Genomic DNA, 11,350 nt, shown 5'->3' on the forward strand with positions numbered 1-11,350 from the left:
AGCACGAACCAGTGCGGGGCCACCGCCGTCGACAGCACCCGCTCGGCGAGCGCGGCCCACTCGGGGCCGACCATGACCAGGGCCGCGGCCAGGATCAGCCCGAGCCGCTCCCCCAGCGTCGTGCGCCGCAGGAAGTGCCCCTCGATCGCGATCGCCGCCGCCGCGAGCGCCACGCACCCGCTCAGCACCGCGGCCGCCAGCTCCAGCACGGGACCGTCCACCGCCAGCAGCGCGGAGTAGGCCATCATGACCGGGATCAGGTAGAGGCCCTTGGCGAACTTCCACGCCGCCGCCCCGGCCCGCATCGGCTTGGCGCCCGCGATCCCCGCCGCGGCGAACGCCGCCAGCGCCACGGGAGGCGTCACGTTGGAGTCCTGGCTGTACCAGTACACGATCATGTGCGCCACGAGCACGGTCAGCCCGAGCTCGCCCAGGGCGGGCACGGCGAGGACCGAGATGACCACGTAGGAGGCGGTCACCGGCAGCCCGAAACCCATGATGAGCGACGCCACGGCCACCATCACCAGGGTGAGCAGCAGGTTGCCGGCGAACACCGTGACCAGGACGTTCGACAGCGTCAGACCGAGTCCGGTCAGCCCGACCATCCCGACGATGATCCCCGCCACCGCGCACGCCGCCGACACCGGGAGCGTGTTGCGGGCGGCCATGACGAACACGTCGAGGAGGTCGCTCGGCGACAGGCGGCTCCCCGCCCGCAGCATCGCCACGGCCAGCAGCGCACCGCACGCGTACAGGCCCGCCTGCGTGGGCGGCACGTACTGGAGCAGCAGGACGATGAGCAGCAGCAGGGGCAGGAGGAAATGCCAGCCCGCGGCCATCACCAGGCGCAGGCGCGGCAGGTCCTCGTTCCTGGCGACGCCGATGCCGTGCTTGCGCGCGAGGATGTCCACGAACAGGAACATCACACCGAAGTACATGAGCGCCGGGATGAGGGCGACCTTGACGATGTCGGCGTAGGGGATCCCGGTGCGCTCGGCCATGATGAACGCGCCCGCGCCCATGATGGGCGGCAGGATCTGGCCGCCGGTCGACGCGGCGGCCTCGACCCCGGCCGCGTCCGCCCTGCGGTAGCCGACCTTGCGCATCAGGGGGATGGTGAAGGGGCCGGAGGTGACGACGTTGGCGATGGCGCTCCCGGACACCGAGCCCATCATGGCGCTGCCGAGCACCGCGCCCTTGGCGGGGCCGCCGACCATGCGCCCGGTCACCACGTACGCCAGCCCGACGAAGAAGTTGCCGCCGCCCGTCTTGTTCAACAGGGCGCCGAAGAGGATGAAGACGAACACGAACGTCACGACCACGCCCAGGGTCAGGCCGTAGATGCCGTCGCCCAGGTAGGTGTGCGTGGAGATGCGCTGGATGGTCGCGCCGGTGTGGCCGAACTGCCCGGGGATGAACGGGCCGATCCACGCGTAGTACACGAAGGCGACCACGAGCAGGACCATGATCATCCCGACCGCCCGGCGTGTGGCCTCCAGCAGCACGATCATGAGGATCAGGCCCAGGACCCAGTCCAGCCCGGTGTAGGCCCCGGCGCGCGCGGCCAGTTCGTCCTGGTACCGGATCGGGTAGACGCTCACGACGACGGCCGCGGTGACCAGCACCAGGTCCAGGACCCAGCCGACACCGGTCAGGACGCGCCGGGCGGCGGCGTCGCGCGGATCCCCGCCGTCCTCCCCCTTCACCGTCCCCTTCCTCCGCCGGGGGATCAGCGCGCGGACGACGGTGAGCGCCGACAGCCCCGACGCCTTGCCCAGGTCGAAGGGGCGCATCAGGAGGAAGACCAGGACCATCACGAACAGTAGGTGGATGATCCGCTGCTGCCGCGCGTCCAACCCCGCGAAGAGCGCGACGTAGAGCTGGAAGGCGGTCAGGGCGACGGCGAGCACGGCCACCACCGCGCCGACCGCGGTGGCCGCTCGGCCCTCGCCCCACCGCTCCTCGGCGACCCGCCTCCACAGCGGGCCGTCGCCCCCGTCCCGGCCGTCCACGTCCGGGAGCACGTCCGCCGAGGTCCCGGTTCTGCCCGTCCGGGTTCCGAATCCGGTCCCGTCCCCGGCGGTGTCGGGGGCGGCGCCCTCCGGCGGCGCCTGCGGTGGAGTGTCAGCCATGGTCTTTCCTCGGGTTCTCGTACGGAGAGGGGGATGTCAGCACTCGGGCCGTGGAACGCGGCCGAGCAGCAGTCGAAGCGTGGAGACCCGCACGGGGGCGATGACCACCCGGTGCGAGGTCAGGCACGGGGAGAGCCGTACCTCGGTGTCGGACGTACGCAGGCGGTGGTCGACCTCGGCCGATCCGGGGCGCAGCACCAGTTCGGCGCCGACGTCGCGGTCCATGTCCTCGACCACCCACCACTCGCCGTCGGCGTGGGCCTCACCCACTCCGGTGACCCGGCCCATGCCCGCGCCGTACTGGACGAAGCGGGTCGCCTCGGCGACGATGCGGCCGTCGCGTACGGTCAGGTCCTCCTCGATCGGCAACCCGTCGATGGAGTGGACGTAGGCGACGGTGAAGGTCTCCCCCTCCGTGAGCGGGACGCTGCCGAGGGGCGCTCCGTCGTCGGTCAGGCGGAGTGCCGGCCACACGGGGGCCAGCAGTGCGGCGGCCACCGCGGTGAGGGTGAGGACCGCGGCCCACAGCGCCGGGGCCCGCGGGCGCCGACGGCGGTCGGCGCCCGCGGACGGCCGGTCGGTCGGTTCGGATCGAGCGGCCACGGGAACGGCCTAACCCTCCGTCTGGACCACGAGCTCCTCGGGCAGCTCGACGCCCTGTTCCTCGTAGAACCGGGCGGCGCCGGGGTGCACCGGGACGGGGCTGTTCAGGATGGTCTCGGGGACCAGGTACTCCTCGGCCGGGGCGTGGGCGGCGAGGAGGGTGTCGATGTTGTCGAACATGGCGGCCGTGATCTGGTAGGCCTGCTCCTCGTTGAACTCACCGGCGACCACCAGCGAGTTCCACACCGCGATGGTCTCGGTGTCCTCGTCGACGCCCGGGTAGGTGCCGCCCGGGATGGTGTGCTCGGTGTAGCTGCTGGAGGCGGCCGTGATGGCCTCGCGCTCGTCGTCGCACATGTTGATGAGGTGCACGTCCTCGGTGGTGGCGAGCTCGGTCAGCCCGCCGTGCCCCTCACCGACCACCCACGAACCGGCGTCGAGCTGGCCGCCGCGCAGCGCGCTGTCGGTCTCGGCGTACCCGAGGTTCTCGATCTCGATGTCGCCCATGGACATCTCCAGGGCCTCGAAGACCGCGGAGGTGGTGGCGTGGTTTCCGCTGCCGGGGGCGCCCACCGAGTAGCGGGTGCCGAGCACGTCGCGGAAGCACTCCAGGCCCTCGTCCTCGGCGATGGAGTCCAGGGTCACCGTGTGGAAGACGTTGGGGTAGAACACGGCGAGCGCGTAGGACTCGATCGGGCTGCCCTCGAACTCCGCGGTGCCCTCGAAGGCCTGGCCCGCGGCGTCGCCCTGGACGATGGCGATGTCGGCGTCGCCGTTGCCGATGAGTCGGAGGTTCTCCACCGAGGCCCCGGTGGTCTCCGCGGAGCCGGTCTGCCCCTCGACGTTGTCCTCGATGACGGTGCCGAGGGCGCCGCCGAGGGGGAAGTACACACCGGTGGAACCGCCGGTGGCGATGCTGAGTTGTTCCCGGACGGCTCCTTGGCCGATGCCGGCCGCGTCCTCGGCGGCTTGTTCGGCGGGCTGGGCACAGCTCGCCAGCATGAGAACGCTGACGGGCAGGACGGCCAGGGACGGCACGGCGCGGCGCATGGTCGAGTCCTCTCGGAATGACGTTGGGGGGTAGCTGGGGGACGGAGCGGACGGCGCCGGGGAGGGGTCCTTCGGGGATCGCCCGAGGATTCGGGGGCCGTTCCTGTGGGAAGCGCTCCGGTGAGAAACGTAACGGGAACCGATCGGTCTCGGACAGCGTCCGCTCCGGGTTTTGAGGCTCCGCTGAGGTTCCGGCCGTGTTGCTATGGTCTGACCATGGTGTGGGCGCGAAGTCACGGTTCGTGGTCGATCGTGCGGTCATCGGTGACGGTGGTCCTCACCGCGGCCCTCCTCACGAGTTCACTTCCGCCGCACGAAGACCTCCTCCGGCTGTCCGTCGGCACGGGCGGCGAGGGCGGCGTCTACTTCGAGTACGGTTCCGGGCTGGCGGGCGTGGTCGACGCCGAACCCGACGGCACCGAGATCGTCGCGGTCCCCACCGCCGCCAGCGTGGAGAACAACAGGCTGGTCGCCGCCGGGGCCGTGGACGCCGCCTTCACCCTCGCCGACGTGGCGGCCCTGGCCGTGGCCGGGGAACCCCCGTTCGACGAGCCGCTGCCCGTCGCCGCGATCGCGCGGCTGTACGACAACCACACCCATCTGGTGGTCCGCGCGGAGTCCGAGCACACGGAGATCGGCGACCTCGCGGGCGGCACCGTGTCCCTGGGCGCCAGCGGCTCCGGCACGGAGATGATGGCCGAGCGGCTCCTGTCCTTGGCGGGGCTGGCGGAGATCACCGAGGAGGAGCGCGACGGCGGGGCCGACGGCGTGGTCCCGGTGCGTCTGCCCATCGGCGAGTCCGCGCGCGCTCTGGAGGAGGGGCGGGTGGACGCGTTCTTCTGGTCGGGCGGCCTGCCCACGCGCGCGGTGGCCGATCTCGCCGCGAGGACGCCGATCCGGCTGATCGACCTGGCGGAGCACGTGTCCCCGCTGGTGGAGGAGTACGGCGAGCACTTCACGGAGATGCCCGTCCCCGCCGGCACCTACCCGGGGGTCCCGGCCGTGCGCACGATCGGCGTACCCAGTCTGCTCGTGGTCAACGACCGCATGCCGGACGAGGTGGCCGGAGAGCTGACCCGACTGCTCTTCGAGTCGCGTCCCGACCTGGTCGGGGTCCACCCGGTCGCGCTGAGTCTGAATCCGCGCTCGGCGATCGCCACGCTGCCGGTGCCCCTGCACCCGGGGGCCGCCGCGTACTACCGCTCGGTCAAGTACGCCTACGAGGCGTCGGGGACCTGAGCCCCGGGCGGTGGAGGGCGACGAAGTGGGGGGTACCGGAGCCGGAGGCTCTCCGTTGAGGGTGGTGGAGGGCGACGGGCGGGCGGGAACCCCCGCCTCGGGGGCGGCCGAACACGGGCGGAGGTGAAGCGGCGGGCCCGGAACTAGTACGGCAGACGTACGCGGGCGTCGATCCCGTGGGGACTGCGCGACCGAAGGGTGAGCCGGGCCCCCTGGAGCTCCAGCAGGGTGACGACCACCGACAGGCCCAGCCCGCTGCCGCCGACGCCGTCGTGCCCGTCCCGCCAGAACGGCCGGGTCGCGTCGGCCAACCGCTCCTCGGACAGCCCCGGACCGTCGTCCTCCACGTGCAGGTCGACGTGCCCCCCATCCGCGTCGTCCCCATCGGTTCCACCACCCGTCCCGGGAAACGGCCCCCGCACGCGCACGACGATCCGCACCCCCTCACCGCCGAACTTCAGCGCGTTGTCGATCAACGCGTCCAGGGCCTGGTCCAGCGTCCCCTCCACGCACGTGACCCGCACCCCGGACGCGCCCTCCACGACCAGCCGCGCCCCCACGCGCTCGGCGATGGGCGACCAGGCCGCGACCCGGTCCTCCGCGACCTCGCGCACGTCCTCCCACACCGTGGAGTGGTCGGCGTCCTCCGTCCGGGCCAGCGTGAGCAGACCGTCGCAGACCCGCGTCAGGCGGTCGACCTCGTCCAGGGCGAGCCGGTGACCCTGGCGGCCCTCCGGCGGCAGGTGCCGCACCAGGGAGTCCACCCGCAGCCGCAGCGCCGCCAGCGGGTTGCGGACCTGGTGCCCGGCGAAGGCCACGAACATGCGCTGGCGCTCCATCATCGTCGTGATGGTGTCGGCCATCTGGTTGAAGGACTCCCCCAGTCGCCGCAGCTCGACCGGCCCGGCCGCCGTACGCACCCGCGCGCCCAGGCTCCCCTCGCTCACCGCGCGCGTCGCCTCGGCCAGGTCGTCGATCGGGCGCAGGACCCAGCGGGTGAGCGGACCGGCGGCGGCGATGCCCGCGACCATGAGCACGGTGACCCCGGCCAGCGCCACACCCCACTGGACGAGCGTCGCCCGGCGCAGCGCCCCGGTCGGGGAAGCGGTGACCGCCGCGCCGACCACCTCCCCCGCCCCGCCGATCGGTTCGGCGACGATCAGCGGCCCGTCCTGCCACGGCCAGACCACGGTGTCGGCCCCCATCCGGTTGCCCGCCAGGGCCGTGCGCACCTCGGGCGGCATCGTCCCGCCCTCCCCGGCGGCGGGGTCGAGGTCGGCCAGCGTGACTCCCTCGCGCGAGCTCGCGACCACCGCGCCGTCCCGGTCGACGACGATCGCGGTGATCCCGTACAAGCGGTCGTAGGAGACCAGCTCCCTGGTCAGGCTTCCCGCCGAACCGGTGACGACGCTGGGTTCGGCGAGCCCGGCGAAGCGGGCGGTGTCGTTGATCCGGTCGAGGAGCATTCCGGCGGTCCCGCGCGCGGCGATGCTCCCGCACAGCGGCAGTGCCAGCCCCAGGCACCCGGCCACCAGCAGGGTCACGTAGACGGTCACGACGCGGTGGCGCAACGCTCACTCTCTCCGGGGACGAGGCGGTAGCCGACACCGCGCACGGTCTCGATGACCCCCGGGACGCCCAGCTTGGAGCGCAGCGTCCCCACGTGCACCTCCAGGGTGCGCCGAGCGCCCGACCAGTCGGTCTGCCACACCCGTAACAACAGCTGCTCGCGCGAGACCACCGCGCCCGCCTCCCGGACGAGGACGGTGAGCAGGTCGAACTCCTTACGGGTGAGGTCGACCGGCGCGCCCGCGCAGGTGGCGGTGCGCGTGGCAGGGTCGACGGTCACCGCGCCGACGGTCAGGGCGGCCCCGCCCCGGCGGCCGGTCCGCCGCAGGACCGCCTCCATCCGGGCGCACAGCTCCTCCAGTGCCAGGGGTTTGACCACATAGTCGTCGGCTCCCGAGCGTAGGCCGCGCACGCGTTCACGGCGGTCGCCCCGGGCGGTGACCATGATGATGGCGGTGTCGCCGCCGTCCCGGCGTTCGCGCAGGCGGCGGCAGAGTTCGACGCCGTCCATGTCGGGCAGGCCGAGGTCGAGCAGGACGATGTCGACGGGCGGCGCGGCGAGCGCGGCCTCGGCGGTGCGGGCCTGCTCGACCAGGTACCCGTGGCCCTCCAGGGCGCCCGCGAGAGCGTCGGCGAGCCGGACGTCGTCCTCGACGAGGAGCACCGTGATCATGGCTGGGGGTCCTTCGCGGTGGTGTCGGGGCTTCGTTACCGCACCCTAGCGGGGCGGGTGTGCCCCGGACCACACTGGAGGCGGCGGCCCCGGGAGCCACCGCCGCCGCACACGTCCGGAAGGCGGGGTCAGGATCCGGCGGACCGCCCGGTGTCGGCCTCCGGGACGATCTCCGGCGCCCCGTGCTGGATGGCGTCGGCCTCCTGGTCGGTGTCCTGCTCCTGGGCCGCGCGCTCGGCCTCGATGCCCTTGCGGTAGTACTCGACCTCGCGCTTGACCTGCTCCTCGTTCCACTCAAGCGGCACGGCGAGCAGTTCGGCGGCCTCCTCCGCGGCGGCGATCCCCCGGTCCCAGGTCTCGAAGGAGATCCGGGTGCGGCGGGACAGGACGTCCTCCAGGTGGCGGGCGCCCTCCGCGAGGGCCGCGTAGACGATCTCGGCGCGCAGGTAGTCCTCGGCCCCGGCGAGCGGTTGTCCCAGGTCGGGGCGTTCCCGGATCAGCGTCAGCAGGTCGTGGACAGTGGATCCGTAGCGGCGCAGCAGGTGGGTGACGCGGGAGACGTGCAGCCCGGAGTTCCGGGCGAGCGTGTGGCGCTGGTTGTACAGGGCGGCGTACCCGTCGGCGCCGACCAGCGGCAGACGGTCGGTCACCGAGGCCGGGACTCCGCCGCCGAGACCGTGCGCGACCGCGTCCACCGCGTCCTTGGCCATGACGCGGTAGGTGGTGTATTTGCCGCCCGCGATGAGGACCAGGCCGGGAACGGGGTGGGCGACCGTGTGCTCACGGGACAGCTTGGAGGTCTGCTCGTCCTCACCGGACAGCAGCGGACGCAACCCCGCGTAGACCCCCTCGACGTCGTCCCTGCCCAGCGGAGTGCGCAGCACCTGGTTGACGTGGTCGAGGACGTAGTCGATGTCGGTGCGGCTCGCCGCCGGGTTCTCCTTGTCGAGGTCCCAGGCGGTGTCGGTCGTGCCGATGATCCAGTGCCGTCCCCACGGGATGACGAACAGGACGCTCTTCTCGGTCTTGAGGATCATGCCGGAGGAGGCCTGGACGCGGTCACGCGGCACGACCAGGTGCACGCCCTTGGAGGCGCGCACGTGGATCTGCCCGCGGCCGCCGACCATCTCCTGGATGTCGTCGGTCCACACCCCGGCGGCGTTGACCACCTGGCGGGCGCGGACACGTATCTCGTCGCCGGTCTCCAGGTCGGTGGCGCGTGCCCCGACCACGTGCTCCCCCTCGCGCAGGAAGCCGACCGCCTGGACGCGCGAGGCGATCCGCGCGCCGAGCCCGGCGGCGGTGCGCAGCACGGTGGTGACGAAGCGGGCGTCGTCCACCTGGGCGTCCCAGTACTGGACGGCCCCGGCCAGGGCGTCCCGCTTGAGCGCGGGGAAGACGCGCAGGGCACCGGACCTGCTGAGGTGTCGGTGCGCGGGCAGACCGCGGTTGTTGCGTGAGGTGAGGGCGAGGGTGTCGTAGAGGGTGACGCCCGCGCCGATGTAGAAGCGTTCCCAGTGGTGGGAGAACGGGAAGAGGAACGGGACCGGCCGGACCAGGTGCGGGGCGATGGTGGTGAGCAGGAGCCCGCGTTCGGTCAGCGCCTCACGGACGAGTTCGAAGTCGAGCTGTTCGAGGTAGCGCAGCCCGCCGTGGATGAGCTTGCTGGATCTGCTGGAGGTGCCCGAGGCGAAGTCGCGCGCCTCGATCAACCCGGTGGACAGTCCGCGCGACACCGCGTCCAGCGCGATGCCCGCCCCGACGATTCCCCCTCCGACGACGAGGACGTCGAGTTCCTCGTCGGCCATCGACGCGAGCGCCTCGGTGCGCGCGTCCGGTCCCAACCACGTGGTCGCCATCCGTCGTCCTCCGTCTCGATGGTGCTCCTCCCAGGCGGATACCCGTCGGGAGCCCCTGTCCATCGGACCGGCCAGAGGCTCCCAGGCTAACCGGGGGACGGTGTCGGCGCTGGTCGTCGCCGCCCCGGCGGGCGTGTCACGCGCGCTGGACGAAAGGAGCCGGGGCCGCCCCCTCCGCCGCCTCCGTCCCGAGCGACTCCAGGCGGCGGATCATCCGGTGGACGATGAGCAGCGGAATGATCCCGAACACCCCGAAGGACATGTCGATCAGCTGCCAGAAGAACGGGATCCCCCGGATCGGCCCGCAGATCAGGGCCAGCGGCACCACCATGACGCAGGCGATCATGCCGAACCGGACCACCCACACGTTGCGCACCGGGTCGCGGAGCGGACCGTAGAAGGCCACCGCGATCACCAGGTGGGCGAAGGCGAGCCAGTCGGTTCCGTAGAGCACGAACGGGTACTCGCTCTCGACGGCGTCCAGCCCCGTCCGGATCCGGTCCACCCAGTCGGCCAGCCCCGGGAGGGCCTCCGCGACCGGGGCGAGGGGTCCCCGCAGGAGCGATTCGAGCAGACGCACCTCGGCGGGCAGGGGGAAGGCGGTCACCCCGCTGACCACCAGGCCCACGATGAAGAGAACGATCCCGATCCGGATGCGGCGCAGCAGGGCCGTACGTGTGTCCACGCTCCGGACTCTAGACCCGTTTCCCGGGGCCGCTGCGGCGCCCCCGGGAAACGTGCCCCGGCCCTCGGAACCCGGGGGCGGTCAGGCCGCGTCGGCGTAGGCGTGCGCGTAGGCCAACACGTCGTTCACGTACTCCATGGAGCTGTTGTACTCGAGGATCGCGCTCTCCCAGTCCGCCGCCACCGTCAGGTCCCGGCCCTGCGCGCACAGGTAGCGCGCGGCGGACAACGCGGCGTCGTCGATGTCGTGCGGGTCGGGCGTACCGCCCTCCAGCGCCGCACCCCACCGGTCCCACGTGCGTGGGATGAACTGCATCGGGCCGACCGCGCGGTCCCACCGCTCGTCGCCGTCCAGCTCGCCGCCGTCGGTGTCCGCGATCGCCCGGGTGTTGTTGTCACCGTTCAGCGGGATGCCGATGACGTCCACGGTCGTGGTGCCGTCCGGGCCGATCTCGCCTCCCGCGTACGTGCCGTGGCGCGACTCCACGTACCCGATGCCCGCCAGGGTCGGCCACGACAGCTGGCACGACGGCTGCCGCTCGGCCATCGCGAGCTGCGCGCTGGCATACCCCTCCAACGCGCGGCGCGGGATCCGCGTGGCCTCCGACACCTCGTCGAGCCACGCCGCCGTGGGGCGGAGCACACCCGCCCCCGGGCTCTGCCGTTCGTCCGCGCCCGATCCGGCGTCCCCCGCACCGCCTCCTCCGGCCGTCGGCTCCTCCCGCGGACCGTCCTCGGTGTTCACCTCCGCCCGCGCGGGCGGTCCGGTCAGGTCCGCGGCGGGCGGCGTCGCGATACCGCCGTCGGCGAGCCCCGACGGGCCCTCCCACCCGTCCATCGCCGTCGAGATCCGGCCGACCGTGTAGACGATCCCGCCCGTCAGCAGCAGGCAGACGGCGAGGGCCACGCAGACGGCGGCGAGGGGGCCGTTCCACCGGGCACCACGGCGCTCGCTGTGAGCCATTCGGTCCTCCAGGGTCCGGGTCAACGTCGGGTCATACGACGCAAAAATCCGGACCATGGTCGCATACGGCCGTCATTCAGTCACGGGGGGCGTCAGGCGACGGCAGGAGGAAACCGCGCCGGAGACGACCTCGGGGGCGGCCCGCCCACTGGCGGACCGCCCCCGAAAGAAGCCCTCGTCACCGGTCAGCGGTGCGGGTTCACCACGACCTCGACCCGCTGGAACTCCTTCAGGTCCGTGTACCCGGCGGTGGCCATCGTGCGGCGCAGCGCCCCCATGAGGTTCATGGAACCGTCGCTCGTGGAGGCCGGACCGTGCAGGATCGACCTCAGGTCGCCGATCGTGCCGACCTTGAGCCGCTCGCCGCGCGGCAGCTCACCGTGGTGCGCCTCGCTGCCCCAGTGGTAGCCGCCGCCGGGCGCCTCGGTCGCGCGCGCCAGCGGGGAGCCGACCATGACGGCGTCCGCGCCGCAGGCCAGGGCCTTGGCGATGTCGCCGCTGCCGGTCATGCCGCCGTCCGCGATGACGTGCACGTACCGGCCGCCGGACTCGTCGAGGTAGTCGCGGCGGGCTGCGG

Annotated in this window: 10 protein-coding genes (1 of these 10 only partly in view); 1 reads left to right on the top strand and 9 read right to left on the bottom strand. The window is 72.6% G+C overall.

The genetic code is table 11. The features are described from left to right. The 3 genes in view from D471_RS0102170 to D471_RS0102180 are tightly spaced (at most 36 nt apart) and all read right to left on the bottom strand, a layout consistent with a single transcriptional unit that may run on beyond the window. On the bottom strand, positions 1–2,132 hold the 5' portion of the coding sequence (locus D471_RS0102170) for a TRAP transporter permease (protein WP_017597109.1). It extends 43 nt beyond the left edge of the window; only the first 2,132 of its 2,175 coding nucleotides appear in the window; the start codon lies at positions 2,130–2,132; the stop codon falls past the left edge of the window. Positions 2,133–2,168: 36 nt separating this feature from the next. Beyond that, a complete protein-coding gene (locus D471_RS0102175) occupies positions 2,169–2,735 on the bottom strand; it encodes a DUF1850 domain-containing protein (RefSeq protein ID WP_017597110.1) in 567 nt (188 codons plus the stop codon). A gap of 9 nt (positions 2,736–2,744) precedes the next feature. Further along, positions 2,745–3,785 (bottom strand): TAXI family TRAP transporter solute-binding subunit, encoded by a 1,041-nt coding sequence (locus tag D471_RS0102180; protein ID WP_017597111.1) that lies wholly within the window; start codon positions 3,783–3,785, stop codon positions 2,745–2,747. Between the two features lie 216 nt (positions 3,786–4,001). Between D471_RS0102180 and D471_RS0102185 the strand changes: the two genes are divergently transcribed. Next, positions 4,002–5,024, top strand: a complete 1,023-nt coding sequence (locus tag D471_RS0102185) for a TAXI family TRAP transporter solute-binding subunit (protein WP_026127327.1) — start codon at positions 4,002–4,004, stop codon at positions 5,022–5,024. A gap of 143 nt (positions 5,025–5,167) precedes the next feature. Here D471_RS0102185 and D471_RS0102190 read toward each other — a convergent pair whose 3' ends face one another. The 6 genes from D471_RS0102190 to D471_RS0102215 all read right to left on the bottom strand — a co-directional run. Next, on the bottom strand, positions 5,168–6,595 hold the full coding sequence (locus D471_RS0102190; protein WP_017597113.1) for a sensor histidine kinase: 1,428 nt from the start codon (positions 6,593–6,595) through the stop codon (positions 5,168–5,170). Next, positions 6,577–7,266: a response regulator transcription factor gene (locus D471_RS0102195; RefSeq protein WP_017597114.1), complete on the bottom strand. Its 690-nt coding sequence runs from the start codon at positions 7,264–7,266 to the stop codon at positions 6,577–6,579. Before D471_RS0102195 ends, D471_RS0102190 begins: the two co-directional genes overlap by 19 nt. 128 nt (positions 7,267–7,394) lie before the next feature. After that, positions 7,395–9,125, bottom strand: a complete 1,731-nt coding sequence (locus D471_RS0102200; protein ID WP_017597115.1) for a glycerol-3-phosphate dehydrogenase/oxidase — start codon at positions 9,123–9,125, stop codon at positions 7,395–7,397. A gap of 136 nt (positions 9,126–9,261) precedes the next feature. Further along, on the bottom strand, positions 9,262–9,810 hold the full coding sequence (locus D471_RS0102205) for a hypothetical protein (RefSeq protein WP_017597116.1): 549 nt from the start codon (positions 9,808–9,810) through the stop codon (positions 9,262–9,264). 81 nt (positions 9,811–9,891) lie between these two features. Beyond that, the gene (locus D471_RS0102210) at positions 9,892–10,773 is read right to left on the bottom strand and encodes a lytic transglycosylase domain-containing protein (protein ID WP_017597117.1); all 882 of its coding nucleotides are present in this window, start codon (positions 10,771–10,773) and stop codon (positions 9,892–9,894) included. A gap of 185 nt (positions 10,774–10,958) precedes the next feature. Next, positions 10,959–11,350 (bottom strand): IMP dehydrogenase (locus D471_RS0102215; RefSeq protein WP_017597118.1); only part of this gene is annotated, 392 nt, incomplete at its 5' end.

This window comes from Nocardiopsis lucentensis DSM 44048, from assembly GCF_000341125.1.
Classification (GTDB): domain Bacteria; phylum Actinomycetota; class Actinomycetes; order Streptosporangiales; family Streptosporangiaceae; genus Nocardiopsis; species Nocardiopsis lucentensis.